Origin of the sequence: Polynucleobacter sp. MWH-UH2A, assembly GCF_018687195.1 — a bacterium.
In the GTDB taxonomy this organism is placed as follows: domain Bacteria; phylum Pseudomonadota; class Gammaproteobacteria; order Burkholderiales; family Burkholderiaceae; genus Polynucleobacter.
Window position 1 is genome coordinate 1,154,205 of record NZ_CP061321.1, and the last position, 26,921, is coordinate 1,181,125.

Sequence of the window (26,921 nt, forward strand, 5' to 3'; positions counted from 1 at the left end):
AGCATGGAACACATTCTTCTAGCTCCAGTCCTTGGGATGTTTATTGGCATTCTCATGGGGCTGACGGGCGCAGGTGGAGGCATCCTCTCGGTACCCCTTCTAGTGTTTGCTTTTCACATGCCGATTGCTGATGCAGGCCCAATTGCATTAACCGCAATCGCTTTGTCAGCTGGCGTAGGTGCGCTGATTGGTTTATATGCCAAGGTGTTGCGCTATAAGGCGGCCATGTTCATGGCTAGCTTTGGCCTCCTACTTTCCCCTCTAGGTCTGTGGGTAGCTCAGCGCGCACCAAACACACCAATGCTACTTATCTTTAGCGCGATGCTCATTTATGTATCGAGCAAAATGTTCATTCAGGCTACACAAACCATTGCAGGCAAACCTCCTGTGCTAACTAAGCCGCCTCCATGCCAGTTGGATATGTCCATTGGCAAATTAATTTGGACGGTGCCATGCGCCAGATCTTTGATGCTCGCAGGAGCGTGCGCTGGATTTTTATCCGGGCTACTTGGGGTTGGTGGTGGCTTTATCATCGTCCCATCGCTGAAGAAATTTACCGATCTTCCAATGAAGGCTATTGTTGCCACCTCTTTGGGCGTGCTGGCAATTGTCTCCACTGGTGGCGCAGCGATTTCTCTTGTTTCAGGAACGCTTGATTTATCGATTGCCATACCTTTTGGGGGTGGCTCTCTTATTGGGCTTTTGATTGGAAAAATTTTGGAAAGAAAAATAAGTGGTCCCCGAGTTCAGCAAATTTTTTCCGTATTTACCTTTCTGGTTGCTATCAGCCTGATTTATAAGTGCATGGTTTAGAGTGACGAAACTCTGCTGAGTGAGTCATGGGCATAAAAGCCGGCAGCCCAAGGACCGCGGAAGCGGTCTTTTTTATAGCCAATAGCAATACAATTTAATGGTGATTGATATTGACGCCCTTCTCCTATCTCTAAAGTTAGCTTTATGGACTTTGGCCCTGATTCTTCCGTTTGGGATTTGGGCGGCCCATTCACTACAAAAAATGGGCAAAGGACGTTCTTGGATTGAAGCGGCTCTTGCCCTTCCCTTAGTTCTCCCCCCAACCGTACTTGGCTATTACCTTCTGGTTGGCTTGGGTGGAAAAAGTCTTTTTGGAATTCCACTAGTCTTCTCATTCACCGGAATACTGATCGCATCACTCATCGTCAACCTGCCATTTGCAATTCAACCTATCCAACGCGCCTTTGAATCCATTCACCCTGAAATTCGTGAAGCGGCTCAAGTTAGCGGACTATCGCAATGGCAAATATTTCATTTGATTGAATTGCCTCTTGCATGGCGAGGCATCACCAGCGCAGCAGTTCTAACCTTTGCACACACTCTAGGTGAGTTTGGTGTCATCCTGATGGTTGGCGGAGCTATTCCTGGTGAAACTAAAACTGTTTCGATTGCAATCTACGACAAAGTTCAAAGTTTCGATACCTCTGGCGCAGGAGTGCTTTCACTCATACTGCTAGGTACGTCTTTAATCGCTATCGCCCTCTCCTACGGTGTGCTTGGTCGTCAAGCAAACCGTGTACGCAACCCAGGGTGGAGGGCCTAATGCTGAAGGTAAAGCTTTCTCAATTCTCACCCAACCCTTTGCAGCTCAATATGGAATGCATACCTGGTGAACTACATGCGCTTGTGGGTCCATCTGGGAGTGGCAAAACAACAGCATTACGCACCATCGCTGGTTTAAGCAATCCACAAACGGGAAAAATTGAATGCGACGGCCAGGTCTGGTTTGAAGCTAGCGAAGTAAGCGGCATCACTACAGCCATAAACCCCTCTCAACGCTCTTGCGGATTCTTATTTCAGCAATATGCGCTATTCCCACATTTATCCGCACTCGAGAATGTGTGCATCCCCCTACATAACTCAGTTCCCACATTATCAGAACGCAAAGTCCTAGCACTGCAGTGGCTAGATCGAATGGGAATTAGTGATCTTGCAAAACGGATGCCAAATCAATTGTCTGGTGGACAACAACAACGCGTTGCTCTAGCAAGAGCATTAGCAAGGCCCCCAAAAATCTTATTACTAGACGAACCTTTTTCTGCGGTTGATGCGCCGACTCGCCAAAGTCTCTACAAAACACTTGCACAAATTCGCAAAGAATTAAACATTCCGATATTGCTTGTCACGCATGATCTGCGTGAAGCTGATTTATTGGCAGATCGAATTACAGTGATTGATCATGGTGTTGGCTTACAAACGGCACCGCCCAAAGTATTGTTTGAGCGCCCTAGAAACTCGCGAGTTGCGGAGCTTGTTGGCATTAACAATAAATTTGAGGGTGTATTTACCGCCGGCAAACTTAGCTGGGATGGCTGCCAACGCATATTTAATGTAGTCGACAAAGGAAAGATACCTCCCAATACCTCTGTTGCCTGGGTTATCCCAGCAGATGGCTTAAGCCTAGATAATGCCCCAAGCCCAAGCTCTATTGAGGTGGTCGTAGAACAAGTTAGTACCATCGGCCAAATCGCTGTAATTCAGTTGCGTACGATTGAAGGTAATCACGCAGTTATTTGGGAGGCATCGGCAGCTGAAGTAAAACGCTTATCCCTAGAAGCCGATAAAAAGTGTTATTTAGAAATCGACGGGGGCAAGATTCACATCATGCCATTGCGTCCGATTAACGATCCAAGACGCTTTAGCAATTAAGACCTTGGCTTCTGAGCCACCAAACCCAGCAACGCAGACATGCCTTCATGTCTCGCACCCTCAGATAAGACTTTTTCATATGAGCATAGCTCTAGAATGGAAAAGTCCTTAGCCAAATCTCGAATTAAATCTTCGGTATAAAGATGCTCTATTAGAGATGGGCCGCCTGTTTTATATTCCAATTGCTTTGGTGTATATCCTTGAAGAATAAAAATTCCGCCAGGCTTTAAAGTCTCATAAGTTTTTTGAAAAATTCGCTCACGCATTGCGGGATCTGCAAATTGAATAAAGATTCCTATCACCGCATCGTAAGTATTTTTTGGCCATGCATAACTATCCGCATCCGAAAATGCGTATTCCACATCAACCTGATTCTCATTGGCAAATCGTTTTGCCTTTGTGAGAGCAATATCAGAAGCATCAAAGCCAACAACCTGCATTCCCTGTTTGGCTAGCCAAACGCCATTACGCCCTTCACCATCCGCAATACACAAGACTCGGTCGCCAGGCTTTAGATATTGTTTGGATTGCTCAACTAAATACTCGTTAGGCTCTGTTCCAAAAATGAACTCTTCTTTATCAAAGCGTTCATTCCAGAACTGCGTGGCATCAGAAAACCCCATAGGCTTATCTTGATGGATTTGTTTATTTTTTGAATCCACCAACGAGATCGCTCTTGAGATCGTTGATATTTTCCAAGCCCACGGCAATACGCACCAATCCATCGGAAATCCCGGCTGCTTTACGCGCCTCTGGACTTACACGGCAATGCGTTGTTGTCGCAGGGTGTGTAATGGTTGTACGTGTATCACCTAAGTTTGCGGTAATGGAACAAAGCTTGGTTTGATTAATCAACTTAAAGGCGGATTTTTTACCACCCTTCAGCACAAACGAAACGATTGCCCCGCCCTCTTTTTGCTGGCGCATTGCCAAGGCATGTTGAGGATGTGACTTTAGGCCAGGATGGTAAACACGTTCAACACCGGTCTGCTTCTCTAGCCATTGAGCTAAAGCGAGCGCATTCTGGCTTTGTTGCTTCATGCGCAACTCAAGGGTTTCTAGGCCTTTTAGAAATACCCAGGCATTAAATGCCGATAAAGTTGGTCCAGCGGTGCGAACGTATGGGAAAACCTTACCCATTACAAAATCTTTGCTACCCACAATTGCACCACCAACAACCCTGCCCTGACCATCCAAGTACTTTGTTGCAGAATGAATAACAACATCTGCGCCTAAGGCCAACGGCTTTTGCAATGCAGGCGTACAAAAGCAGTTATCAACTGCCAACAATGCCTTTGCTTTTTTGGCAATCTTTGAGATCGCTTTGATATCAGCAATTTCAGTTAATGGGTTTGAAGGTGTTTCTAAATAAAATAGCTTTGTCTTCGGCTGAACAGCGGCCTGCCAAGCTTTAGCATCCGTTAAATCAACATAGGTCGTCGTAATTCCGAAACGACCCAGGATGTTAGTGAACAACTGAATCGTTGCCCCAAATACAGAGCGCGAACAAATAACATGGTCACCAGCCTGAAGATGAGCCATTGCCATTGTCAGAATCGCAGACATTCCAGATGCAGTAGCAATACAAGCCTCGCCACCCTCTAAGGCAGCCAGACGGTCTTGAAACATGCTAACCGTCGGGTTGGTGAAGCGTGAGTAAATAAACCCTTGGTCGGCATGAGCAAAACCATCAGCCGCCAACTCGGCACTATCAAAGCAGAAGCTTGATGTCAAAAACATCGCTTCAGAGTGTTCTTGATAATCAGAGGTACGACGAGTGCCAGCGCGGACTGCAATAGTCTCTAGCGCCAGCTTAGAAAAATCAGGTTTTTTGCGGGTAGTTTTACTCTTCATACCGCTATTTTGACACCGAATGATAGATTTGCCTCAAGGAAGGTGTATCTGGACTCAATCGGGCGTAATCGTGTAGCTTTTTAGTCTTCGGTTGCCAAATGCAAGTGCAACTGAGAGCGCGCAAAGTCACTCGAATCACGCTGACGATCAGCCTTGGCAGCAGAGGAATTACGCTGCGCCTCCAACGCATCCAAATAGGATTCATTGATATCGCCAGTAATGTAATTCCCATCAAAACAAGAGGCTTCAAAGTTCTGTATCTTCGGATTGATATCTCGAACCGCTTGCTTCATATCCTCAACGCTTTGATAAATGAGCTGATCAGCTCCAATCATCTTATTGATCTCTTCATCCGTGCGGCCATAAGCTACCAGCTCACTACGAGTTGGCATATCAATACCGTACACATTAGGGAAACGTACTGGTGGCGCAGCAGAAGCGAAAATCACTTTCTTAGCACCAGACTCACGCGCCATTTGGACGATTTCAAAAGAGGTTGTGCCACGCACGATTGAATCATCAACGATCAAGATAGTCTTGTCTTTGAACTCAACACGCATGGCATTGAGTTTTTGACGTACGGATTTTTTACGAACTGCCTGACCAGGCATGATGAAAGTGCGGCCGATATAACGGTTCTTAAAGAACCCTTCGCGGTAATCTACCCCCAAGTTCTTCGCTACTTGCATTGCTGCAGGACGGCTTGAATCTGGAATAGGCATGACCACATCAATCTCATCGACGTTAGTCTCTTTACGAATCTTCTCTGCGAGGTAATCGCCCATACGCATACGGACGTTATAGACCGTCACTCCATCAATAGTGGAATCCGGACGAGCCATATAAACATATTCAAAGATACATGGAGTTAAAGCAGCATTAGTAACGCATTGGCGAGAATAGAAATTGCCATCCAAATCAATATAGATCGCCTCACCAGGATTAACGTCGCGCACAAATTTAAAGCCCAATCCCTCTAGAGCAACCGATTCTGAAGCCACCATCCACTCAGGACCTTGCGGCGTATCAATGCGACCAATACATAAAGGACGAATACCAAAGGGATCGCGAAACGCTAATAATCCATAGCCGGCAATTAAAGAAACTACTGCGTATGAACCCTTCACGCGACTAGCAACGCCAGTCACTGCATTAAACATCACGCTCTCATCAAGGGCTGCGCTATTCGTTTCCTTCTGCAGTTCATCGGCTAGAACGTTCAGCAATACTTCAGTATCAGAGCTAGTGTTGATATGGCGACGATCACGATACGCCATCTCAACGCGCAAACTCGCTGCATTGGTAAGGTTGCCGTTATGTGCCAAGATAATTCCGTATGGTGCGCTTACATAAAACGGTTGAGCCTCCTCTTCACTACTTGCAGATCCAGCAGTTGGATAACGAACTTGTCCAATGCCTGCATTACCAACCAAGCTACGCATATTGCGAGTTCTAAATACATCGCGCACCAAGCCGTTGGCCTTGTGCATCGTAAATGAATTGCCATTCATGGTGGCGATACCAGCAGCATCTTGACCACGGTGCTGCAACAGCAGCAAAGCATCATAAAGAAGCTGATTAACTGGTGAATGAGAAACGGTTCCGACAACGCCGCACATATCGCTAGATTCCTATTGTTAATTTAGGAGTAATGGTTGGGGTAACTTTAGGCATGGCATCACTTAATTGCTTTGCCCAATCAGTGGGCAGCCATCCTTTAATCAAACCAGTTGCCATATCAACCGCTGGTCGAGTAATCGCATTTTTCCAAGCCATGCTTTGAGGAATCGGGGTTAATGCCGCTAATGTAGCCAAGACCACAACGATCAAACCACCACGAGCAAGACCAAACACCAAACCTAAAAAGCGATCCGTCAGACTCAAACCTGCAGATAAAATAATCCTTTGTACAAGGCCACCAAACAAGCCGCAAACAATTAAGGTCAATACAAACAAAATCAAGAAACTTAATCCAAGACTTAGCAATTCTTCGAGATGGAATGTCGAAAGCCATTCAGTGGAGAGGTAGTTGCTGTAATGGTACGCAACCCATGAAGCTATAAACCAAGAAGCAAGCGCCAAGACTTCTTTAAATAAGCCTCTAGAAATACCGACCAAAGCAGAAACCAAAAGGACAACTAAGGTGAAGTAATCCACCGACGTTAGCTTTAGGGTGGATAGGTATTCCATTACTGCTTACCAAGCTCAGTGATTTTGGCGGAGGGATTTAAGCTTGCCTTAATTTTCTTTTCTGCAGCCTCAGCGGCATCCTTGTCACTATAGGGGCCGGCACGAAATATGGTAAGTTTTACACCATCACCGCGAGTTTTGTTGGATACAGAATAAGGAACCTTCAACTCCTTTAATTTTGCCGTAACATTTTTAATGCTGTCGTCCGTAGCAAAGCTACCGATGACAATTCCGTATTTAATGGCACTCTTTGCTGAGGCGCTTTCATAACTTTTAGGAATTACCTCAACTTTTGGTTTTGCATTCGAAGTTGTGGCAACTACCTCCTCCCCATCAGCCAAACCTAAAGCAGGAGATTTACTGGATGCTACTGTTGCTGACTTGGGCTCCGTCTTAATATCAGCCTTTACTTCTGCTTTTTCGTCCACTCTTACTTCCGACCCGGGAATAGCTGCCTTTGATCTCTCGTCGAGTTTTGGATTGGCACTTGGGATTGGCAAGCCAGTAACAATATTGACCGCGATGTCGTTATTCGCAGCCTTTGGCTTGTTATCCAGAATGCGAGGTAGTCCAATCACGGCAAGCAATACCAAAACGGCTGCGCCTACTAGGCGATGACGAGCGCGCTGCTGTTCTGGATCTTCTGTAAGTGAAAGCTCTTGAGGCTCTTCGGCTCGCTGAAATGTGCGAGAAGTAGCTCTTTTGATGGGGTTGCGCCCCAGTGACCTTGTTACGAGGTCATCAGACTGTGTTTCTCGCTTAAAAAAGCTTGGTATACGAATCATGGATCAATGCGCCTGGTTGTTTCGATAAGCCATTACGCCTGCAACGGTATAGAAGGATCCGAAGGTCACAATTCTATCACCCTCACCTGCCTGAGATAGCGCTTTTTGATACGCTAAAGCGGGATTTTCGAAGATTTCAATACCTCCATCTGCCCCATTTTTAGGCATTACGCCCATGGATTCAAGCTTTTGAGCCAAGCCCCTTGCTGAAGCCGCCCTAGGGGTCGGTAAGTCGGTACAGAACCAAAAATCCACAATATTGATCAGGGGTTTTATAACCCCTTCAATGTCCTTGTCTGCCATAGCCCCAAAAATGGCATATGTGTAGGGGTGATACCCCATCTTATCTAAACCCTGACCCAAGGTAGAAGCCGCATGAGGGTTATGGGCGACATCTAGAACCACTGTAGGCTGGCCTGGCAGAACCTGGAAGCGACCAGGAAGCTCAACCATGGCAAAGCCGTTACGAATATCCTGGGCACTCACTGGCAAACGTTGATGCAATGCCATTAATGCAGCGATTACTGCGGATGCATTTAGGATTTGATTTGCCCCTCGCAAGGCTGGATAACCCAAACCACTAAAACGCTTACCACGCCCTGCCCAACCCCACTGTTGCTTATCACCCTGGAAGTTGTAATCACGACCCTGCAACCAAAGATCGCAACCCAGTTTTTCAGCATATTCAATTAATGATTGCGGTGGCACCGGGTCGCCACAAACTGCAATATGTCCTGAACGAAAAATGCCCGCCTTTTCTAAACCGATATCTTCACGTGTGCCACCCAGAAAATCAGCATGGTCTATATCGATACTAGTCACGATAGCGCAATCAGCATCAACAATATTGACCGCATCCAAACGACCGCCCATGCCCACTTCTAATATCACTGCATCTAAGTTTGACTTCGAGAACAAATACATAATTGCCAAAGTAGTGAACTCAAAATACGTTAAGGTTGGAGCATCAACCAAACGAACACGTGCGTGCTCAACGGCTGCGAAGCTCTCAAGCAACAACGCATCTTTTACTTCCTCGCCATTAATTCGAGCGCGCTCATTAAATGTCAGTAAATGTGGTGAGGTATGACATCCAACACGATAGCCAGAGGCAAGCAAGATGCTTTCCAAGTATGCACATGTCGAGCCCTTACCGTTTGTTCCTGCAACAGTGATGACTGGGCAATCAAAATGCAGGTCTAATGCCGCCTTGACGCGATTAATACGCTCAAGCCCCATATCGATGCCGACTGGGTGAGCAGTTTCAAGGTGGCTAAGCCAAGCCTCGAGGCTATTAAATAAGATTGGGGCTGGGTGTGCTGTGCTCAAGCGCTTAAACGGCTGAGCTACCTGCAATCGCAGGCTCTGGAAGCTTCTGCAACAAGGCCAGCAAACGCGCAATCTCAATACGCATTTGACGACGATCAACAATCATGTCGACGCCACCCTTTTGCATCAAAAATTCTGAACGCTGGAAACCTTCAGGTAATTTTTCGCGAACAGTCTGTTCGATCACACGTGGGCCAGCAAAACCAATTAATGCTTTTGGCTCAGCCATAACGACATCACCCATAAATGCGAAACTCGCTGAAATTCCGCCCATCGTAGGGTCGGTTAGTACGCTGATATATGGAAGACCTTTTTTAGACAGCAAGGTAAGCATTGAATTGGTTTTTGCCATCTGAAAGAGGGATAGCAAGCTCTCTTGCATACGTGCACCACCCGTTGCAGTAATGCAAATAAACGCGCACTTCTTATTGATGGCTTCTTGCACACCACGGACAAAACGTTCACCAACAACAGAACCCATTGATCCGCCCATGTATTGAAACTCAAAACAAGCAGCTACAACTGGAATGGCTTGAATCTTGCCACCCATCACAATCAACGCCTCTGTTTCACCAGAAGCATCGTTTGCTTCTTTAATACGATCGGTGTATTTTTTAGAGTCTTTGAATTTCAGTGGATCAGTTGGATAAATATCCACACCGATTTCATAGCGCCCTTTTTCGTCAAATAGATTATCCAATCGTTGACGCGCGCCAATACGCATATGGTGACTACATTTGGGGCAGACGGAAAGATTCGCCTCGATGTCCGTGCTATACAAAACGGTTTCGCAACTGGGGCACTTAACCCATAAACCCTCGGGAACTGATTTGCGATTCGCCGGATCAGTGTGTTGAATTTGGGGTGGGAGTAATTTATCTATCCAGCTCATCAGTTTTAGCCATCCAATGCGTCGCGAATCTCACGAATAAAGGTTTCTAATGATTGTACTGCCTGACCTGGGGGCGCATCCTCTAATAGGCGAATAATGCGACTACCGATTACTACGGCGTCAGCGCTAGCGGAGACCGCTTTAGCGCTAGCAGCGTCGCTAATACCGAAACCCACAGCAATTGGAATATCGGTTTCTTGACGAATTTTCGGAATAATGCTGGCCACATCTTGGGTATTGAGGTGAGACGCTCCGGTAACGCCACGCATAGATACATAGTAAATATATCCAGAGGCAATTTTGGCGGCTTCTTTTATGCGATCATGCGAAGAAGTCGGTGCCAATAAAAAGATGGGGTCAATTCCTGCAGCTCGCATACGAGCAGCAAAATCTACGCACTCCTCTGGCGGATAGTCAACTACCAAGACACCATCCACTCCAGCTGCTTTTGCTTCGCTTGCAAATCGATCCGATCCCATTTGCTCCACTGGATTGGCGTAACCCATTAGCACTACTGGCGTCTTAGTATCAGTCTTACGAAACTCTTTCACCATTTCCAAACAAGTGCGCAATGACACACCATGCTCTAAGGCGCGCTCGGAAGATCTTTGAATAACAGGACCATCTGCCATTGGATCAGAAAATGGCACACCTAACTCAATCACGCTCGACCCACCACGCACTAATGCATGCATTAATTCAACGGTTAGTTTTGGATCTGGATCACCAGCAGTAATAAATGGAATTAATCCTTTTTTACCTGTGGCTTTAAGCTCTTTAAATAATGCGGTAATTTTTGACATAAGGAGGTTTGTGTATTTTTCTTCTTGTTTTTCTTATCTTGTTTGTAATTGCGCTAGCCTTTAACCTTCAGAACCGGTTGCTTGGGCTACTGTATGCATATCCTTATCGCCACGGCCGGATAGGTTTACCAAAATTGTTTTGTCTTTGGGTAATGTCTTCGCCAGCTTACATGCATGCGCAATTGCATGGGAAGACTCCAGAGCGGGAATGATTCCTTCAATACGACAGCAATCATGAAAAGCCTGAAGAGCCTCTTCATCGGTAATGGCCACATAATCAGCGCGACCAGAATCTTTTAACCAAGCATGCTCAGGACCAACGCCTGGATAGTCCATGCCAGCCGACACTGAATGCGTCTCTGAAATTTGACCATTCTCATCTTGTAATAAGTAGGTGCGATTGCCATGCAGAACACCAGGCTTGCCAACACAGAGCGCAGCAGAATGCAGGCCGCTACTTAATCCATGACCTGCCGCTTCAACACCAATTAATTTGACATTGGGCACATCGATATAAGGATAAAAGATGCCCATTGCATTTGAACCACCACCAACGCACGCTAATACATAATCAGGTTGGTTGCCAGTCATCTCTGGCATTTGTACTTTGCACTCTTCGCCAATCACACTCTGAAAATCACGCACCATCATCGGATAAGGATGAGGTCCTGCTACTGTGCCGATGATGTAGAAGGTGTTATCGACGTTAGTAACCCAATCGCGCATAGCTTCATTGAGTGCGTCTTTTAAGGTTTTGGTACCAGACTCCACTGGCACAACTTTGGCGCCCAGCAATTTCATGCGGAAGACATTTTGCGCTTGGCGCGCCACATCAACAGATCCTTGATAAACAGTGCAATCTAGGCCAAAACGCGCGCAAATCGTCGCTGTAGCAACACCATGCTGTCCCGCTCCAGTCTCGGCAATGATACGTGGCTTACCCATACGCTTTGCCAGCATTGCCTGACCAATCACGTTGTTAATCTTGTGAGCGCCCGTGTGATTCAAATCCTCACGCTTAAGATAAATTTGCGCACCACCTAGCATTTCACTCCAACGCTTTGCATGATAGATGGGCGATGGGCGACCAACGAAATGTTTTAACTCGTAATGAAACTCTTCCAGAAATTCTGGATCATGTTGATATTTTGCATAGGCCTCTTTGAGCTCATCCAATGCATACATCAACGTCTCAGAAACAAACACGCCACCATAAGGACCGAAGTGTCCTCGAGCATCTGGCTTGTCGTACATGGTTACCTCTTTTGATTTATTTACTGCAATTTATTAGGGAGAAGCTTTGGCATCAGCCGCACGCACAGCCTGAACAAATTGGGTCATGAGTGCAGCATCTTTAACGCCCCTGCTACTTTCGACGCCACTGCTGACGTCAACTGCGCAAGGATGAAGGCGAGCAATCGCCTCGCCCACGTTGTGCGCGTTCAATCCACCACTCAAAACGACCCGAGGCGCGTTTTCGCTTACCCATGTCTGTGGAATCCCCTGCCAATCAAAAGGAACGCCCCCGCCACCGTATCCCTCCACTAAGGCATCCAGCAGTAAAGCGTCTGCATCCCTATATTGTAGGGAAAAATCATCAAAAGCGAACTGCTTACCAATACGGGCAGCCCGCATCCAGGGCTCGTTTTTCGCTATTTGGGCACATCTTTCTGGAGTCTCGTCACCATGAAACTGCCAAAGGCTGATTGGCGCAGCCTCACGAATAGCGGCACATTCTTCGTCAGACGCATTTACCAGCAATCCAACCGCGTCAATTCCGGCTGGGAGCCTAGCAATTAGCTGAGCAGCGATATTAGGCGTCACTGATCGCACGCTTGGGGGATAAAACACAAAACCCACTGCATCCACGCCCGCCTTAACCGCCGCATCCACATCGGCAGGGGTACGCAAACCACAGATTTTGACCCTGGTTTTGCCGGGAGAGTGTGTCAGTAGGCCCATTAATCAATAATAAGGCTTAAACCCCCGTCACGCTGTCTGGTAGCCAAGAGTTTTTCAACCAAGGCTCTGGGATAGCAAATTCTTGGGGATAGGCAATTTTGACTAAATACAGACCATCTGGCATAAATGTGGGTGCAGCCATTTGCCGATCTTTTGCTGCAAGCACTTCCGCCATCCACTCAGGTTTTCTTTTTTCACGCCCAATCATCAAAAAAGTACCAACTAAATTACGAACCATGTGATGCAAAAAAGCATTTCCACGAATTCGAAAATACAACCAAGGCTCTTCGGAAATGATGTCGATGGAATACATCGTTTTGACCGGTGTTTTGCTTTGACACTCTGAAGATCTGAATGAACTGAAATCATACTCTCCGATGAGATGGGTTGCTGCTTCGCGCATTGCGTCAACATGAAACCAGCTATTGGGAGGCAACATCACATACCCAGCCCTCTCATTCATCATTGGCGACCTACAAGGACCGGCCTGTAATGCATATATATAAGTGCGTTCGCTTGCGCTGAAACGCGCACTGAATTGTTCTGAGACTTCAGTTGCCCAATTCACCGCGATTGACTTTGGCAAATGGGAATTCACACCCCTAACCCAAGAGAACATCTCTCGCTCTACCTGGGAATCAAAGTGAATCACCTGCCCTAGGGCATGAACACCAGCATCCGTTCTGCCCGCAGCAATAGTCTGCACGGGGAGCGTTTTAACATGAGAGCTACCAACAAAAGCTTTAATAGCTTTCTCAACCTCACCCTGCAATGTGAGTTGGTGAGGCTGGATCTGCCAACCAGCATAAAAACTTCCGTCATATTGAAGGCCGAGCGCGATACGCATAGCCAGAACCTAAGACTGACGATGGGAGAGCTCAGATAATAAGCCCTGTGCCTCTATAGTGATCGTTGGATCGACAGCATTACTAGCGCCAATCACTTCTTCTAATGATTTTTTCGCTGCCGAAAAGTCTTCAATGGTAATGTATGCTCGCGCCAAATTGAGCTTCACGCGCAAGGCATCAGCCAAGACTAAGGAATCCTCTTGATTTAATTGGCCCTTATTCTCGCCCCTTTTATTTGAGGGGCTTAGGTCAAGATTGAGACCAGAAAATATTGCTTTTGCACGCTCTGGTATGTTGTACTCAGATCCAGTCTGGACATTCACATCCTCAAGTGGGGCAACACCCCCATTAATGCAATGTTTAATATCATTTAATTTCGGCCTACGCACATAACGAACCAAACCCCAAACCAGTATTACTGCCAATGCGATCACCGCAAGCGCTGCAAGCGCCACAAGCACAAGCATCGCCTGCCTAGGTACGTTAGGAAGCTCTGGTAGCTTAAACTGGCTAAACAAGCTTGAGATAGTAAATTTGTCCTGCTGCGCAGCTTTATCGTCGCCCTTTGCTTGATCAAGCAAGCCCTGTAATTCGGAAATATTTTTTTCTAAAGTTACTATACGAGATTTAGTTTGCTCTAACTCTTTCTCTTCAGCAACCAACTGTTCTGCACGCTGGCTTTCAAGGTTCTTACTCTCGGCACCCGAACCAATTCTTAAGGTATCTTTAGGCTCATCTTTGCCAACCTGTTGAGCCTGCCCCTGGTCAGACTTGACTTCTACCCTACCTTGAGCATCCCGCTCTGAACGCCATTGTTGATTTGCATCCAAAACCATCTGCCTAGCATCTGAAGGACTAATGGAGCCCAAAACAGATTCGCTTGGCTTAGCCAGCTCCGAACCTACGGCTAGTATATTAATATTCCCGCTAGCAAATGCATCAGGGTTAGCTTTAAATAAAGCAATCATTGTTTGATCTAAGGTTGGTCCATTCAACTCAGGCAGAATGCTGGCTGCGATTTCTGATAGAGTTTGACCTGGTCTCACCGTGATCCTCTTAGGATCGGCCAATAAAAAAGTAAAGATTTTGAACTGACTGCCACTTGCCCAGCTTAGGTTAAGCAATACGCTAATAAAAGGTTCATCAACTACCGGCACCGGATTGACCGTCTCAATTAAGACCATTAAATCTTCTTGATGATTGCGGTAGATCATTGCCTGTGGATTCAAAGCAACAATACGCTGTGATACGCCATATTGCTCATACAACATCCCATTGGGTAGATCAACAGTCAGACTGGGTAATATTGCTTGATCCTCAGCAGTAATTCGGATTGGAATTTCGACACGCAACGGCTCCCCAGCCAACGACATAACTTGAGGCGCATCTAATGTGAATCCCCAAGACATGCTGGTCCAGCCCAGCATGGTCAAGCAGAGTAATTTGATTAGCGGGAAACGGTAGACGCGGGTCATTCTTGCATTATCACTTAAGTAAAATTCTTAACATGCGACGTAATGGCTCAGCGGCACCCCATAACAATTGATCGCCAACCGTAAATGCGCCAAGATAATCAGGACCCATTGCTAATTTATGGAGACGGCCAATAGGCACAGTTAATGTACCACTCACAGCTGCGGGCGATAAATCACGCTCAGAGGCTTCACGATCGTTTGGTATCACTTTTACCCATTGGTTGTCATTCGCCAAAATCGTTTCAATTTCCTTGAGTGGAATATCTTTCTTTAGCTTTACAGTCAGGCCTTGGGAGTGGCAACGCATTGCGCCAACGCGAACACACAAACCATCAATAGGAATGCTGCCAGAAGTACGGAATGCAGGACGTCCAAGAATCTTATTGAACTCAGCGCCGCCCTTCCATTCTTCTTTGGTTTGGCCATTTTCTACTGGAACATCAATCCATGGAATTAAGCTGCCAGCTAAAGCAGTATTGCGAAAGTTCTTTTTTGGAAAATCGGCAGAGCGTAAGGTTTCAGTCACCTTACGATCAATATCTAAAATCCATGAAGATGGATCAGCTAATTCAGCAGCAACGCTATCGCGTAGTGCGCCCATTTGCAAGAGCAATTCACGCATATTCTGCGCACCCGCACCGGAAGCTGCTTGATAGGTCATGGCGCTAATCCACTCAACCATATCGGCCTTCACAAGACCGCCCATAGCCATCATCATTAAGCTAACCGTGCAGTTACTGCCAATCCAGTTTTTGCCACCAGCAGCCAATGCCTTATCAATCACAGGGCGATTCACTGGGTCAAGGATTAAGACAGCATCATCTTTCATACGCAATGCACTAGCGGCATCAATCCAATGACCACTCCATCCTGCTGCGCGTAATTTAGGAAATATGTCATTGGTGTAATCACCACCCTGGCAAGTCAGAATGATGTCGCAACGAGACAATGCCTTAATGTCGTTAGCGTCTTGCAGAGTACTTTCACTCTTGGTGACTTTTTCACCGTTGAGCAAAGGAACTTCACCACCCGCTTGGCTGGTACTAAAGAAAACAGGTTCGATCAGATCAAAATCTTTTTCTGCGAGCATGCGCTCCATCAGCACGCTACCAACCATACCGCGCCAGCCAACTAAACCTACTAAAGGTGTTTTTGTATTTGCCATGATCATCAACTATTTAGTGAATGTGATTGCTCTCGAACTGCTCTATTGTTATTTCCCGTTAACCGCTTATGCCAATGCTGCTACCACTGCATCACCCATCTCAACAGTAGACACTTTTTTCGTGCCCTCAGTGTAGATATCAGCAGTACGCAAACCTTGGGCCAAAACCTTCTGAACTGCTTTTTCGATACGATCTGCTTCAGTAGGCATTCCCAATGAATAACGCAACATCATGGCTGCCGACAAAATTGTTGCCAAAGGATTCGCGATGCCTTTGCCAGCAATATCAGGCGCAGAACCATGACTAGGCTCATACAAGCCTTTGTTGTTCTTGTCTAAAGAGGCTGAAGGCAGCATGCCAATTGAGCCAGTCAACATTGCCGCTTCATCTGACAATATGTCGCCAAAAAGATTACCTGTCACTACTACGTCAAATGCTTTTGGAGCTTTCACCAGCTGCATCGCGGCGTTATCTACATACATATGAGACAACTCCACATCTGGATAATCCTTGGATACTCGAATCATAACTTCACGCCACAACTGTGAGGTCTCAAGCACATTCGCCTTATCGACACTGCATACCTTCTTGCCGCGCTTTTGTGCCGCTTCAAATGCAACACGTCCAATGCGCTCTACCTCAGGCTCGCTGTAGTGCATCGTGTCAAAGCCCTCACGCGCGCCTTTGAATAAAGGCAGCTCAGAAGAACGAATTCCACGTGGCTGACCAAAGTAGATGTCGCCATTGAGCTCTCGCACAATCAAAATATCAAGACCGCCAATGATTTCTGGCCTAAGACTAGAAGCAGCAGTTAGCTCTGGGTAGCAAATCGCTGGTCTGAAGTTGGCAAACAACTCAAGATGCTTACGCAAACCCAAGATCGCTTGCTCAGGACGCAATTCGCGTGCAAGCGTGTCGTATTTCCAATCACCTACCGCCCCAAATAAAATCGCATCGGCTTTTTTGGCTAACTCAAGTGTCGCTGGTGGCAAAGGATGCCCAGCTACGTCATAGGCAGCACCCCCTACAGGAGCTTCTTCTAGATCAAACTTTGGCCCTAGCGCTTTTAAAACGCGGACGGCTTGAGCAACGATTTCCGGGCCGATCCCATCGCCCGGGAGAACTGCAATTTTCATGAAAAGGCCTTTAAATCAACAAATTATGGCAACTGGGTTGCCAGCCAAGGCATCTTCAGAATGCGCTCAGCTTCAAAAGCCTTAATTTTATCTGCATGGCGCAGAGTTAAGCCAATATCATCCAAGCCGTTCAGGAGGCAATATTTTCTAAATGGAGCCACCTCAAAGCTATAGGCAGTGCCGTCAGGCGTGATAACCTGCTGAGCCTCAAGATCAATGGTTAGCTGATATCCGCTAAATGCCATGGTTTCGTTAAAGAGGTGATCCACCTGGAGCTCACTCAAAACGATGGGCAAAAGACCATTCTTGAAACAATTGTTATAGAAAATGTCCGCAAAACTAGGGGCAATAACCGCTCTAAAGCCAAATTGATCCAAAGCCCAAGGAGCATGCTCTCGAGAGCTACCACAACCAAAATTCTTGCGGGCCAACAAAATACCGGCACCCTTATAACGAGGCTGATTTAGAACGAAATCGGGATTAACAGGACGTTTGCTGCAGTCTTGACCAGGTTCACCGTGATCAAGGTAGCGCCACTCATCAAATAGATTTTGGCCAAAACCAGTCTTCTTGATCGACTTTAGGAACTGCTTTGGAATAATTGCGTCGGTATCCACGTTCTCGCGATTGAGCGGAGCAACTAGTCCTTTGTATACCGTAAATTTTTCCATTGTTCTAACTCTAAATAAATAAACGAATGCTTCTTACTTCACTGGGGTAACAACCACATCCTTACCCTGCGTCTGCGATTGATTTTGTTGAGTGGTGTTTGCACCAGATCCGCCCATGGCATTACCCATAGTCTGTAAATCTTTTCCCATTCCTTCAAAAGTGCTGGTGCAAGCCGCTATCACCAAACCAATAATGCCAACAATAGTTAACCTAGCAATTAAGGATACTGAAGAGAACTTCATTTGATCTCCCTTATGAAATCTTACGAACATCAACAAAGTGGCCTTCAATAGCTGCGGCGGCAGCCATTGCTGGGCTCACTAAGTGAGTACGGCCACCGTTACCCTGGCGACCTTCAAAGTTACGATTCGATGTTGAGGCGCAGCGCTCTCCTGGCTCAAGCCGATCGGCGTTCATTGCCAAACACATGGAGCAACCAGGCTCGCGCCACTCAAAACCAGCGGCCTTAAAGATACGATCCAATCCTTCGCGTTCTGCTTGAGCTTTTACCAAGCCAGAGCCAGGAACAACTAAGGCTAATTTGACATTCGCTGCTACTTTTTTACCAATGCGATCTACCACTTTCGCAGCAGCGCGAATATCTTCAATACGGCTATTGGTGCATGAACCAATAAATACTTTATCTACCGCAATGCTACTAAGCGGTGTATTTGGGGTGAGATTCATGTATTCCAACGCACGCTCTATTGCAGAACGCTTATTGGGATCACGCTCTTTCTCTGGATCAGGAACACGATCGCTAATCGAGAGAACCATTTCTGGAGATGTACCCCATGTTACCTGCGGGGCAATTTCTTCAGCGCGTAGCTCAACTACAGCATCAAATTTCGCATCCGGGTCAGAATGCAAGGTTCTCCAGTATTGCAAAGCTTGCAATAAGGCAGGTCCTTTAGGTGCATACGGGCGACCTTGAATATATTCAATTGTTGTCTCGTCTACAGCAACCAAGCCAGAACGAGCGCCTGCTTCAATTGCCATATTGCAGATCGTCATACGACCTTCCATCGACAGATTGCGAATGGCTTCACCCGCAAACTCAATGGTATAGCCCGTCCCACCCGCAGTACCAATCTTGCCAATCACTGCTAAAACGATATCTTTCGCAGTAGCCCCTGGCTGCAAGCGTCCATCTATACGCACCAACATGTTCTTGCTCTTTTTCATGAGCAAAGTTTGTGTAGCGAGAACGTGCTCCACTTCCGATGTGCCGATACCAAAAGCCAAAGCACCAAATGCGCCATGCGTACTGGTATGAGAATCACCGCAAACCACTGTCATGCCCGGCAATGTAGCGCCCTGCTCTGGCCCAATCACATGAACAATGCCCTGACGAGCGTCGTTCATCTTGTATTGGGTAATGCCAAATGCATCACAGTTTTGATCCAAAGTATCTACTTGCAACTTAGAAATAGGATCAGCAATACCTTGTGTGCGATCAGTAGTTGGCACATTGTGATCAGAGACCGCCAGGTTGGCGGAGATGCGCCAAACAGGACGGCCAGCCAAATTCAAACCTTCAAATGCTTGAGGGCTGGTTACCTCATGGAGCAATTGACGATCAATGTAGATCGTGGCTGTGCCATCTTCTTCAGAGTAAACAACGTGGTCATCCCACAATTTGTCATAAAGCGTACGAGACATGAGAGACCTTAAAGCCTTTATTTACGAGCAGAAATATCTGGAACCTTGCGTGAAGTTTCGCCAACGTACAACTGACGTGGACGTCCAATCTTGTACTCGGGATCCGTAATCATTTCTTCCCACTGTGCAATCCAACCTACTGTTCTTGCTAATGCAAAGATGCAAGTGAACATTTCTGTTGGGATGCCGAGGGCGCGTTGCACAATACCAGAGTAGAAATCTACGTTTGGATAGAGCTTACGGCTCACAAAGTAGTCATCCTCTAGCGCAATCTTCTCAAGAGTCATTGCCAATTTAAACAATGGATCATCTTGCAAGCCGAGTTCATTTAATACTTCGTAGCAAGTCTCACGCATCAATTTAGCGCGTGGGTCAAAGTTTTTGTAAACACGGTGACCAAAGCCCATCAAGCGAACGCCAGAGTTTTTGTCTTTCACTTGGGCGATAAACTCATGAATCTTATCTACGCCACCATTTGCTTGAATTTCGTTCAACATTTGCAAGCAAGCTTCATTTGCGCCACCGTGCGCTGGACCCCACAAGCAAGCGATACCAGCAGAAATCGCTGCAAATGGATTGGTTCCAGAAGAACCGCACAAGCGCACAGTTGATGTTGAAGCATTTTGCTCATGATCTGCATGCAATGTGAAGATGCGATCCAAAGCACGAACCAAGACTGGGTTTACTTTGTACTCTTCACATGGTGTCGCGAACATCATGCGCATAAAGTTTGCGGTGTATGACAATGAATTATCTGGATAGATAAATGGTTGTCCTACAGAATATTTGTATGCCATAGCCACTAAAGTTGGCATCTTCGCAATCAAGCGAATTTGCGCCACTTCACGCGCGTATGGATCGCTATAGTCGATCTCATCATGGTAGAAAGCAGCCATCGCACCAACCAAGCCAGTCAACACAGACATTGGATGAGCATCACGACGGAAGCCACGCAAGAAGAATTGCATCTGCTCATGAACCATGGTGTGGTGCATGACCATATTTTCAAAATCCTTCTTCTCTTTACCGTTTGGCAATTGGCCATTGATCAAGAGGTAGCAAACTTCCAAGAAGTCGCACTTGCCTGCTAAGTCCTCGATGGGATAGCCGCGATAGAGTAATTCACCCTTATCGCCATCAATGTAGGTAATTTTGCTATTGCATGAAGCAGTAGAAAGGAAGCCGGAATCGTAAGTGAACTTACCGGTCTGACCATAAAGCTTGCGGATGTCAATTACATCTGGGCCTACTGTCCCTTTGTAAATTGGCAGATCAATATCTGGGGTGCCATCCGAAAACGAGAGTTTTGCCTTGATGTCCGATTCAATCATTTCTAATCCTTAGTCATTCAAATTGATGATTACTTCACTATTCGATACACGCTTGCACTACCACTACAACTACACGCTGAAACTAATTTCTTACTTCTCTCTCAGCCTTTGCAAAATCTTTTTAAAAGAGTCCGACTGCATCTCTTTTTCCAATCCAACCACAGAATCTTTTCGAGCGATCAATAAATCCATCAAATCGTTGTCATCTAAGGCCAATAGTTGGCTTAATACTTTTCCATCTTCTACGCTTAACTGATCGCCGTAGCGAGCAAAGAAGCGTTGCAGAATTAAATCATTTTCCAGTAAGCCCCTGCGGGCGTCGCTCTTTAAACGATATAACTCTGCATTTCCGAGGGTCATACTGCCCTACGAACCATCAACTCCTTAATCTTGCCAATCGCCTTCGTTGGATTCAAGTGCTTAGGACATACATCCACACAATTCATGATGGTATGACAACGGAATAAACGGTACGGATCCTCTAGATTATCCAAGCGTTTAGAAGTTTCTTCATCACGGCTATCAGCAATAAAGCGATACGCTTGCAACAAACCAGCCGGACCTACGAACTTATCTGGATTCCACCAGAAAGATGGGCAAGAAGTTGAGCAGGATGCGCACAAAATGCACTCATACAAGCCATTCAACTCTTCACGCTCTTCAGGGCTCTGGAGGCGCTCCTTTTCAGGAGGTGGATTGTCATTTACTAAATAAGGCTTGATCGATAAATATTGCTTGAAGAACAAAGTCATGTCGACAATCAAATCACGCACAACTGGCAAGCCAGGCAATGGGCGCAAAGTGATGACCTTAGGCAAAGTCAACATATTGGTCAAGCAAGCCAAACCATTCTTACCGTTGATGTTCATTGCATCTGAACCGCACACACCTTCACGGCATGAACGACGATAAGAAATAGTCTCGTCTTGCTTCTTCAAAGAAATCAACGCATCCAATAACATGCGCTCACCAGTCAGCTCTAACTCGTAGCGCTGCATGCGTGGTGCTGCATCGACATCTGGATCGTAACGGTAGATTTCAAATATACGGGTATCGCTCATCTTCTATCTCTCTTGCTTAGAAAGTACGTTCTTTTGGAGGAACTGAATCAACAGTCAATGGTTTTAGCTGAACTGGTTTGTAGTCCAAACGGTTGCCTTCGCTATACCAAAGAGTATGTTTCATCCAGTTGTCATCATCGCGATGTGGGTGATCATCATGAGAGTGAGCACCACGGCTCTCTTTACGTGCGGCTGCTGAGATCATCGTTGCGTTTGCAGTCTCAACCAAGTTAGCCACTTCCAAAGCTTCAATACGTGCGGTATTAAAAATCTCAGACTTGTCTTTAACCCATAAGTGCTTAGCGCGCTCTGTCAACTTCGCCATTTGACGAACACCTTCGTCCATTAACTCTTGATTGCGGAATACGCCAGCGTATTTCTGCATAGTTTTACGAATGTCGTTGGCAACGTCTTGTGCATATTCACCAGAAGTAGAGTTATCTAACTTCGCAATACGCTCCATCGTTTGCTGGCCAGCATTCTTAGGCAATGGCTTGAACTCACGATTCTTGAGATCCAAGCCCACAATATGGTTACCTGCTGCGCGACCAAATACCAAGAGATCAAGCAATGAGTTTGTACCTAAGCGGTTTGCGCCGTGCACTGAAACGCATGAGCACTCACCGATGGCATACAAGCCATTAATCACTTCATTGTGTTTGCCATTTGCTGGCACAACGACTTGTCCATTGATATTGGTTGGAATACCACCCATCTGATAGTGAATCGTTGGCACAACTGGAATTGGCTCTTTGGTCACGTCAACGTTCGCAAAGTTAATACCAATCTCATAAACAGAAGGCAAACGCTTCATGATCGTATCAGCGCCAATGTGTGTCAGATCGAGCACCACATAGTCACCATTCGGACCGCAACCACGCCCCTCTTTAATTTCTTGGTCCATCGAGCGTGATACGAAATCACGTGGCGCCAAATCTTTCAGGGTTGGCGCATAGCGCTCCATGAAACGCTCGCCATCCTTGTTACGCAAAATGCCACCTTCACCGCGGCAACCCTCTGTCAAGAGCACGCCTGCACCAGCTACGCCAGTTGGGTGGAATTGCCAGAACTCCATGTCTTCCAACGGAATTCCTGCGCGTGCCGCAAGACCCATACCGTCACCGGTATTAATAAACGCATTAGTTGATGCATCCCAAATACGACCTGCACCACCAGTAGCCAACATCACAATCTTGGCTTCCAAGATGTAGACCTGACCAGTTTCCATTTCAAGAGCAGTTACACCAACAACATCGCCCTCATCATTACGAATTAAATCCAACGCCAACCATTCAACAAAGAAGTTGGTTTTTGCACGTACGTTACGTTGATACAAGGTATGCAACATAGCGTGACCAGTACGGTCAGCGGCTGCGCAAGCTCTTTGCACAGGCTTTTCGCCATAGTTTGCTGTGTGACCACCAAATGGACGCTGATAAATCGTGCCATCAGGGTTACGGTCAAACGGCATACCAAAGTGCTCTAACTCATAAACGACTTTTGGAGCTTCGCGACACATAAATTCGATCACATCCTGGTCACCTAACCAGTCAGAACCTTTGATGGTGTCGTAAAAGTGATAGTGCCAATTATCTTCACTCATATTGCCCAATGAAGCGCCGATACCACCTTGCGCAGCAACTGTATGTGAACGTGTTGGAAATACTTTGCTTAAAACAGCAACATTCAAGCCAGCTTCCGCTAACTGCAATGAAGCGCGCATACCTGAACCACCCGCACCAACAATCACCGCATCAAAACGGCGGCGTGGCAATGATTTTTGAATTGCAGTCATCGAATTACACTTTCCACAAAATTTGAACGGCATAGGCCGCACAGGCTACGAGATACAAAACTGTCAACACTTGCAGTGTTAAACGAATACCAACAGGCTTGATGTAGTCCATCCAAATATCGCGCACACCAATCCATGCGTGATAGAAAAGACTGAACAAAGCCAGCAGCGTCAATAACTTCATTAGTTGATTGCTAAATAGGCCAGACCAGCCTTCATAAGTAGCGCTACCAGTAACGCAATAATCTACGAGCAACACAACGGTAAACACCACCATCACAATCGCGGTAACGCGTTGAATAATCCATTCTTTAAGGCCGTAATGCGCGCCTACAACTAAGCGCTTTGGTCCGATTTGATAAATAGGCATGAAATTTCCTTAATGAAGAAACGCTTAGTACAAGCCGAATAATTTAAGACCAACTACCGCGGTCAAAGCCAAACCAACCACCAATACGATGATGGCTGAACGATTGGACTCAGACTTCTCTACTCCGATCTCAAGATCGAGTAATAAGTAACGGATACCAGCGCAGAAGTGATGCAAGAAACACCAAATCAAACCTAGGCAAATAATTTTTACCAAGATGTTGCCTGTGAACGCTTGGAACTTTTGGTAACTCAATTCTGAAGCCAAACTTTGATCAAAGAGATACAAAATAAATGGCAACAAGAGGAACAACACTGCTCCACTGATACGGTGAAGAATGGAAACTTTACCGGCCCAAGGAAGGCGGTATTTCACCAACTGGGCTAGACCAATATTTCGATAAACCGGTCTATCTTTTTTTACGTTTTGCTGTGCATCAACCATGGGCAATCTCTATCTTTCGGTGGAGGTTCAGTTTGATTTTGTTGTGTCGCAACATATTCTATTGGAAACCTTGGGTATGGTGGGGGCTTTTAAGGGTTTATAAGGGTTAAAAAGGGGTTTTACGGATAAGTTCAGTTCAAGCGATTTTCGTAATGCTGCTCAGAAGTGTCGTATCTTGCGTGCCGAATTTCTACTGGTTTATTCCCGTAGGTGAACGCAACCCGCTCCACCGAGAGCAACGGCGCGCCGACCGTCACCTGAAGGTATTTTGCTAGGCCTTCATCGGCAGAGACCGCTTTAATTTTTTCTTCAGCCCGCACCATGTGGGTTGCGTACTGGCTTTCGTAGAGTGCGTATACAGGTCCATGCCAGTCATTGAGAGTATTCAGGTCTAAGCCCTTAAATCGGCTCCCTGGAAGCCAAATCTCTTCAAAAACAACGGGTTGCCCAGCAAAGCTCTGAACTCGGTCAATGTAAATAACGGGGTCACCTGCCTTTAATTTAAGCAAATTAGCGACGTACTCACTTGCCTTAGTTTGCTGGCAAACCAAGAATTGACTAATGAGGTGAAACTTCTCCCCTGAATCTGGGGCTAAGCGTAAAAAGCGGTATTGCCAATCATCCTCTTGGTGGGTAGCGACAAAAGTGCCCTTCCCTTGACGTCTGACCAGTAGATTTTGGGCTGCCAGCTCATCAATAGCCTTGCGAACGGTGCCTTGACTCACCGCATAGCGAGCTGCAAGCTCCATTTCACTGGGAATCGCATCCCCAGGCAACCACTCTGCTGCCTGCAGACTAGCCAAAATCATGGCCTTGATCTGCTCATACAGAGGGCTAAATGAGGCAATAGGCAAATTTACTTCTGACAAATTCACTCCACGAGGACATCAATTGGATAAAATTCTGAGTAATTCTAGTCTTATATAAGACATCATTGACAGTGTAAAGGCAAAGTTCATACACTTGAATGGATAATAGAAAAGTTTTTATTAATCAACCCAATTAACCTTCCTCTGGAGTTATCAGCAATGGCAAAAGCCCCAATGCGTGTCGCCGTAACCGGTGCAGCCGGTCAAATCGGATATTCCCTTCTATTCCGCATCGCCAATGGCGACCTATTGGGCAAAGATCAGCCCGTAATCTTGCAATTGCTCGAAATTCCAGATGAAAAAGCTCAAAAAGCCTTAACTGGCGTGATTATGGAACTCGAAGATTGCGCGTTCCCATTGTTGGCTGGTGTTACAGCACACTCTGACCCGTTAACTGCATTTAAAGATATTGATGTTGCCCTCCTAGTTGGCGCACGTCCACGTGGTCCTGGCATGGAACGTAAAGATTTGCTCTCCGCTAACGCACAAATCTTTACTGCACAAGGCAAAGCATTAAACGCTGTTGCTAAGAAAACAGTCAAGGTATTGGTTGTTGGTAACCCAGCAAACACCAATGCTTACATCGCCATGAAATCTGCTCCAGATATTCCTGCGAAAAACTTTACAGCGATGTTGCGTCTCGATCACAACCGCGCCCTCTCGCAATTGGCAAGCAAGTTGAATAAACCTGTTGCTGGTATTGAGAAGTTGGTTGTTTGGGGTAACCACAGCCCAACAATGTATCCAGACTATCGCTTTGCAACTGTTGATGGCAAGTCAGTAAAAGACTCCATCAATGATGCAGCATGGAACAAGGATGTATTTATTCCAACCGTTGGCAAACGTGGCGCTGCGATTATTGATGCGCGTGGCCTCTCTTCTGCAGCATCTGCAGCAAACGCAGCAATTGATCACATCCATGATTGGGTTCTTGGAACGAATGGCAAATGGGTCACTATGGGCATTCCATCCAAAGGTGAATATGGCATTCCAGCTGAAGTGATTTATGGCTTCCCTGTCACTTGCGAAAACGGCGAGTACAAGATGATTGAAGGCTTGGAGATCGATGAGTTTTCTCGTGAGCGTATGACACATACCCTCAATGAATTGCTTGAAGAGCAAGCTGGCGTTAAACATTTGCTACCTTAATCTACTGAGGAATATTGCATATGAAGAAGTCTCTTCTCACCATTAGCCTTGCGATTGTCTGCCTTACAGGGGCAGCTAACGTGAGCGCCAATGAAGAAGTAATCACATGGACCTGCAGCGAAAGCAAGCAGTTCAAAACCACCGGGACTACTGAGAAGGTTCGCCTTACTTGGGAAACCAAAACATATGACTTAGATCGCCAAACTTCATTGCCTGGTAGCTTGCGTTACAAAAATACAAACTCAGGTTTTGATTTGGTTGTTTTGGGTAATAAGGCAATGTTATTCAACATCAAAGTAGGTACACGCCTTGCCGATTTTTGCCAAACAGCAGAAATGAAAGCAGGAAAATTACCGCATTTGTTTGCCGGAGCAGAGCCGTTCGTACAGAACTAAGTTCTTTAAGCTCTAGAAGCTTTAAGCAAAAAAGCCGAGTATCCCTCGGCT

The 26,921-nt window shown here is 46.2% G+C and carries 29 protein-coding genes; 5 read left to right on the forward strand and 24 right to left on the reverse strand.

The window, feature by feature from the left end; translation table 11 throughout:
* Positions 1 to 3: 3 nt before the first annotated feature.
* The 3 genes from IC571_RS06045 to IC571_RS06055 all read left to right on the forward strand — a co-directional run bounded on the left by IC571_RS06045 (position 4) and on the right by IC571_RS06055 (position 2,682).
* Positions 4 to 813: a sulfite exporter TauE/SafE family protein gene (locus tag IC571_RS06045; RefSeq protein ID WP_215315442.1), complete on the forward strand. Its 810-nt coding sequence runs from the start codon at positions 4 to 6 to the stop codon at positions 811 to 813.
* Positions 814 to 910: 97 nt separating this feature from the next.
* Positions 911 to 1,576 (forward strand): molybdate ABC transporter permease subunit, encoded by a 666-nt coding sequence (modB, locus tag IC571_RS06050; RefSeq protein WP_371742883.1) that lies wholly within the window; start codon positions 911 to 913, stop codon positions 1,574 to 1,576.
* Positions 1,576 to 2,682, forward strand: coding sequence for an ABC transporter ATP-binding protein (locus IC571_RS06055; RefSeq protein ID WP_215315443.1), 1,107 nt, complete (start codon positions 1,576 to 1,578; stop codon positions 2,680 to 2,682). The genes modB and IC571_RS06055 overlap by 1 nt, the downstream gene beginning before the upstream one ends.
* On the opposite strand, the gene IC571_RS06060 is transcribed toward IC571_RS06055, so the two are convergent.
* From IC571_RS06060 to IC571_RS06175, 24 genes are all read right to left on the reverse strand, one after another.
* Positions 2,679 to 3,344 carry a bifunctional 2-polyprenyl-6-hydroxyphenol methylase/3-demethylubiquinol 3-O-methyltransferase UbiG gene (locus IC571_RS06060; RefSeq protein WP_251373252.1) on the reverse strand — a complete coding sequence of 222 codons (666 nt, stop codon included), beginning with the start codon at positions 3,342 to 3,344 and terminating at the stop codon, positions 2,679 to 2,681. The genes IC571_RS06055 and IC571_RS06060 overlap by 4 nt on opposite strands.
* Positions 3,328 to 4,536, reverse strand: coding sequence for an O-succinylhomoserine sulfhydrylase (locus IC571_RS06065; RefSeq protein ID WP_215315444.1), 1,209 nt, complete (start codon positions 4,534 to 4,536; stop codon positions 3,328 to 3,330). Before IC571_RS06065 ends, IC571_RS06060 begins: the two co-directional genes overlap by 17 nt.
* 80 nt (positions 4,537 to 4,616) lie before the next feature.
* Positions 4,617 to 6,155, reverse strand: coding sequence for an amidophosphoribosyltransferase (purF, locus tag IC571_RS06070; protein WP_215315445.1), 1,539 nt, complete (start codon positions 6,153 to 6,155; stop codon positions 4,617 to 4,619).
* Positions 6,156 to 6,159: 4 nt separating this feature from the next.
* Positions 6,160 to 6,726: a CvpA family protein gene (locus IC571_RS06075; RefSeq protein WP_215315446.1), complete on the reverse strand. Its 567-nt coding sequence runs from the start codon at positions 6,724 to 6,726 to the stop codon at positions 6,160 to 6,162.
* On the reverse strand, positions 6,726 to 7,511 hold the full coding sequence (locus IC571_RS06080; protein ID WP_215315447.1) for an SPOR domain-containing protein: 786 nt from the start codon (positions 7,509 to 7,511) through the stop codon (positions 6,726 to 6,728). The genes IC571_RS06075 and IC571_RS06080 overlap by 1 nt, the downstream gene beginning before the upstream one ends.
* A gap of 3 nt (positions 7,512 to 7,514) precedes the next feature.
* Positions 7,515 to 8,840: a bifunctional tetrahydrofolate synthase/dihydrofolate synthase gene (gene folC, locus IC571_RS06085; protein WP_215315448.1), complete on the reverse strand. Its 1,326-nt coding sequence runs from the start codon at positions 8,838 to 8,840 to the stop codon at positions 7,515 to 7,517.
* 4 nt (positions 8,841 to 8,844) lie between these two features.
* Positions 8,845 to 9,732, reverse strand: a complete 888-nt coding sequence (gene accD / locus IC571_RS06090; protein ID WP_215315449.1) for an acetyl-CoA carboxylase, carboxyltransferase subunit beta — start codon at positions 9,730 to 9,732, stop codon at positions 8,845 to 8,847.
* 5 nt (positions 9,733 to 9,737) lie between these two features.
* Entirely contained in the window at positions 9,738 to 10,535 is a 798-nt protein-coding gene (gene trpA, locus IC571_RS06095) for a tryptophan synthase subunit alpha (protein WP_215315450.1), read from the reverse strand.
* A 60-nt stretch (positions 10,536 to 10,595) separates the two neighbouring features.
* Entirely contained in the window at positions 10,596 to 11,789 is a 1,194-nt protein-coding gene (trpB, locus tag IC571_RS06100) for a tryptophan synthase subunit beta (protein WP_215315451.1), read from the reverse strand.
* Positions 11,790 to 11,822: 33 nt separating this feature from the next.
* Positions 11,823 to 12,497, reverse strand: a complete 675-nt coding sequence (locus IC571_RS06105) for a phosphoribosylanthranilate isomerase (protein WP_215315452.1) — start codon at positions 12,495 to 12,497, stop codon at positions 11,823 to 11,825.
* 16 nt (positions 12,498 to 12,513) lie between these two features.
* Positions 12,514 to 13,344 (reverse strand): tRNA pseudouridine(38-40) synthase TruA, encoded by an 831-nt coding sequence (gene truA / locus IC571_RS06110; RefSeq protein WP_215315453.1) that lies wholly within the window; start codon positions 13,342 to 13,344, stop codon positions 12,514 to 12,516.
* A 9-nt stretch (positions 13,345 to 13,353) separates the two neighbouring features.
* Positions 13,354 to 14,820 (reverse strand): FimV/HubP family polar landmark protein, encoded by a 1,467-nt coding sequence (locus tag IC571_RS06115; protein WP_215315454.1) that lies wholly within the window; start codon positions 14,818 to 14,820, stop codon positions 13,354 to 13,356.
* Positions 14,821 to 14,830: 10 nt separating this feature from the next.
* Positions 14,831 to 15,985 (reverse strand): aspartate-semialdehyde dehydrogenase, encoded by a 1,155-nt coding sequence (asd, locus tag IC571_RS06120; protein ID WP_215315455.1) that lies wholly within the window; start codon positions 15,983 to 15,985, stop codon positions 14,831 to 14,833.
* 66 nt (positions 15,986 to 16,051) lie between these two features.
* Complete coding sequence (gene leuB, locus IC571_RS06125) at positions 16,052 to 17,122, reverse strand: 3-isopropylmalate dehydrogenase (RefSeq protein WP_215315456.1); 1,071 nt, start codon at positions 17,120 to 17,122, stop codon at positions 16,052 to 16,054.
* Positions 17,123 to 17,145: 23 nt separating this feature from the next.
* The gene (leuD, locus tag IC571_RS06130) at positions 17,146 to 17,793 is read right to left on the reverse strand and encodes a 3-isopropylmalate dehydratase small subunit (protein WP_215315457.1); all 648 of its coding nucleotides are present in this window, start codon (positions 17,791 to 17,793) and stop codon (positions 17,146 to 17,148) included.
* A 33-nt stretch (positions 17,794 to 17,826) separates the two neighbouring features.
* Entirely contained in the window at positions 17,827 to 18,036 is a 210-nt protein-coding gene (locus IC571_RS06135) for a hypothetical protein (protein WP_215315458.1), read from the reverse strand.
* A 10-nt stretch (positions 18,037 to 18,046) separates the two neighbouring features.
* Positions 18,047 to 19,456 carry a 3-isopropylmalate dehydratase large subunit gene (gene leuC, locus IC571_RS06140; RefSeq protein ID WP_215315459.1) on the reverse strand — a complete coding sequence of 470 codons (1,410 nt, stop codon included), beginning with the start codon at positions 19,454 to 19,456 and terminating at the stop codon, positions 18,047 to 18,049.
* Positions 19,457 to 19,473: 17 nt separating this feature from the next.
* Complete coding sequence (gene gltA / locus IC571_RS06145; protein WP_215315460.1) at positions 19,474 to 20,787, reverse strand: citrate synthase; 1,314 nt, start codon at positions 20,785 to 20,787, stop codon at positions 19,474 to 19,476.
* Between the two features lie 90 nt (positions 20,788 to 20,877).
* Positions 20,878 to 21,147, reverse strand: coding sequence for a succinate dehydrogenase assembly factor 2 (locus IC571_RS06150; protein ID WP_215315461.1), 270 nt, complete (start codon positions 21,145 to 21,147; stop codon positions 20,878 to 20,880).
* A complete protein-coding gene (locus IC571_RS06155; protein ID WP_215315462.1) occupies positions 21,144 to 21,848 on the reverse strand; it encodes a succinate dehydrogenase iron-sulfur subunit in 705 nt (234 codons plus the stop codon). Before IC571_RS06155 ends, IC571_RS06150 begins: the two co-directional genes overlap by 4 nt.
* 16 nt (positions 21,849 to 21,864) lie before the next feature.
* The gene (sdhA, locus tag IC571_RS06160) at positions 21,865 to 23,643 is read right to left on the reverse strand and encodes a succinate dehydrogenase flavoprotein subunit (RefSeq protein WP_215315463.1); all 1,779 of its coding nucleotides are present in this window, start codon (positions 23,641 to 23,643) and stop codon (positions 21,865 to 21,867) included.
* Between the two features lie 4 nt (positions 23,644 to 23,647).
* The gene (sdhD, locus tag IC571_RS06165; RefSeq protein WP_215315464.1) at positions 23,648 to 24,013 is read right to left on the reverse strand and encodes a succinate dehydrogenase, hydrophobic membrane anchor protein; all 366 of its coding nucleotides are present in this window, start codon (positions 24,011 to 24,013) and stop codon (positions 23,648 to 23,650) included.
* A gap of 24 nt (positions 24,014 to 24,037) precedes the next feature.
* On the reverse strand, positions 24,038 to 24,457 hold the full coding sequence (gene sdhC / locus IC571_RS06170; RefSeq protein ID WP_215315465.1) for a succinate dehydrogenase, cytochrome b556 subunit: 420 nt from the start codon (positions 24,455 to 24,457) through the stop codon (positions 24,038 to 24,040).
* A 131-nt stretch (positions 24,458 to 24,588) separates the two neighbouring features.
* A complete protein-coding gene (locus IC571_RS06175; protein WP_371742884.1) occupies positions 24,589 to 25,332 on the reverse strand; it encodes a GntR family transcriptional regulator in 744 nt (247 codons plus the stop codon).
* A 153-nt stretch (positions 25,333 to 25,485) separates the two neighbouring features.
* Here IC571_RS06175 and IC571_RS06180 point away from each other — a divergent pair, with 153 nt between their 5' ends.
* Positions 25,486 to 26,475 (forward strand): malate dehydrogenase, encoded by a 990-nt coding sequence (locus IC571_RS06180; protein WP_215315467.1) that lies wholly within the window; start codon positions 25,486 to 25,488, stop codon positions 26,473 to 26,475.
* 20 nt (positions 26,476 to 26,495) lie between these two features.
* Positions 26,496 to 26,870, forward strand: coding sequence for a hypothetical protein (locus IC571_RS06185; protein WP_215315468.1), 375 nt, complete (start codon positions 26,496 to 26,498; stop codon positions 26,868 to 26,870).
* Positions 26,871 to 26,921 lie beyond the last annotated feature (51 nt).

What these genes read in the sequence shown, in the direction of transcription:
- IC571_RS06185 (WP_215315468.1), top strand. Translation starts at nt 26,496, where the DNA reads ATGAAGAAGTCTCTTCTCACCATTAGCCTTGCGATTGTCTGCCTTACA.
- accD (WP_215315449.1), bottom strand. Translation starts at nt 9,732, where the DNA reads ATGAGCTGGATAGATAAATTACTCCCACCCCAAATTCAACACACTGAT.
- leuB (WP_215315456.1), bottom strand. Translation starts at nt 17,122, where the DNA reads ATGAAAATTGCAGTTCTCCCGGGCGATGGGATCGGCCCGGAAATCGTT.
- leuD (WP_215315457.1), bottom strand. Translation starts at nt 17,793, where the DNA reads ATGGAAAAATTTACGGTATACAAAGGACTAGTTGCTCCGCTCAATCGC.
- IC571_RS06115 (WP_215315454.1), bottom strand. Translation starts at nt 14,820, where the DNA reads ATGACCCGCGTCTACCGTTTCCCGCTAATCAAATTACTCTGCTTGACC.
- IC571_RS06150 (WP_215315461.1), bottom strand. Translation starts at nt 21,147, where the DNA reads ATGACCCTCGGAAATGCAGAGTTATATCGTTTAAAGAGCGACGCCCGC.
- IC571_RS06055 (WP_215315443.1), top strand. Translation starts at nt 1,576, where the DNA reads ATGCTGAAGGTAAAGCTTTCTCAATTCTCACCCAACCCTTTGCAGCTC.
- IC571_RS06075 (WP_215315446.1), bottom strand. Translation starts at nt 6,726, where the DNA reads ATGGAATACCTATCCACCCTAAAGCTAACGTCGGTGGATTACTTCACC.
- trpA (WP_215315450.1), bottom strand. Translation starts at nt 10,535, where the DNA reads ATGTCAAAAATTACCGCATTATTTAAAGAGCTTAAAGCCACAGGTAAA.
- IC571_RS06080 (WP_215315447.1), bottom strand. Translation starts at nt 7,511, where the DNA reads ATGATTCGTATACCAAGCTTTTTTAAGCGAGAAACACAGTCTGATGAC.
- purF (WP_215315445.1), bottom strand. Translation starts at nt 6,155, where the DNA reads ATGTGCGGCGTTGTCGGAACCGTTTCTCATTCACCAGTTAATCAGCTT.
- IC571_RS06135 (WP_215315458.1), bottom strand. Translation starts at nt 18,036, where the DNA reads ATGAAGTTCTCTTCAGTATCCTTAATTGCTAGGTTAACTATTGTTGGC.
- IC571_RS06180 (WP_215315467.1), top strand. Translation starts at nt 25,486, where the DNA reads ATGGCAAAAGCCCCAATGCGTGTCGCCGTAACCGGTGCAGCCGGTCAA.
- modB (WP_371742883.1), top strand. Translation starts at nt 911, where the DNA reads ATGGTGATTGATATTGACGCCCTTCTCCTATCTCTAAAGTTAGCTTTA.
- trpB (WP_215315451.1), bottom strand. Translation starts at nt 11,789, where the DNA reads ATGTACGACAAGCCAGATGCTCGAGGACACTTCGGTCCTTATGGTGGC.
- truA (WP_215315453.1), bottom strand. Translation starts at nt 13,344, where the DNA reads ATGCGTATCGCGCTCGGCCTTCAATATGACGGAAGTTTTTATGCTGGT.
- leuC (WP_215315459.1), bottom strand. Translation starts at nt 19,456, where the DNA reads ATGTCTCGTACGCTTTATGACAAATTGTGGGATGACCACGTTGTTTAC.
- IC571_RS06045 (WP_215315442.1), top strand. Translation starts at nt 4, where the DNA reads ATGGAACACATTCTTCTAGCTCCAGTCCTTGGGATGTTTATTGGCATT.
- asd (WP_215315455.1), bottom strand. Translation starts at nt 15,985, where the DNA reads ATGGCAAATACAAAAACACCTTTAGTAGGTTTAGTTGGCTGGCGCGGT.
- sdhD (WP_215315464.1), bottom strand. Translation starts at nt 24,013, where the DNA reads ATGCCTATTTATCAAATCGGACCAAAGCGCTTAGTTGTAGGCGCGCAT.
- gltA (WP_215315460.1), bottom strand. Translation starts at nt 20,787, where the DNA reads ATGATTGAATCGGACATCAAGGCAAAACTCTCGTTTTCGGATGGCACC.
- IC571_RS06155 (WP_215315462.1), bottom strand. Translation starts at nt 21,848, where the DNA reads ATGAGCGATACCCGTATATTTGAAATCTACCGTTACGATCCAGATGTC.
- sdhA (WP_215315463.1), bottom strand. Translation starts at nt 23,643, where the DNA reads ATGACTGCAATTCAAAAATCATTGCCACGCCGCCGTTTTGATGCGGTG.
- IC571_RS06065 (WP_215315444.1), bottom strand. Translation starts at nt 4,536, where the DNA reads ATGAAGAGTAAAACTACCCGCAAAAAACCTGATTTTTCTAAGCTGGCG.
- IC571_RS06105 (WP_215315452.1), bottom strand. Translation starts at nt 12,497, where the DNA reads ATGGGCCTACTGACACACTCTCCCGGCAAAACCAGGGTCAAAATCTGT.
- sdhC (WP_215315465.1), bottom strand. Translation starts at nt 24,457, where the DNA reads ATGGTTGATGCACAGCAAAACGTAAAAAAAGATAGACCGGTTTATCGA.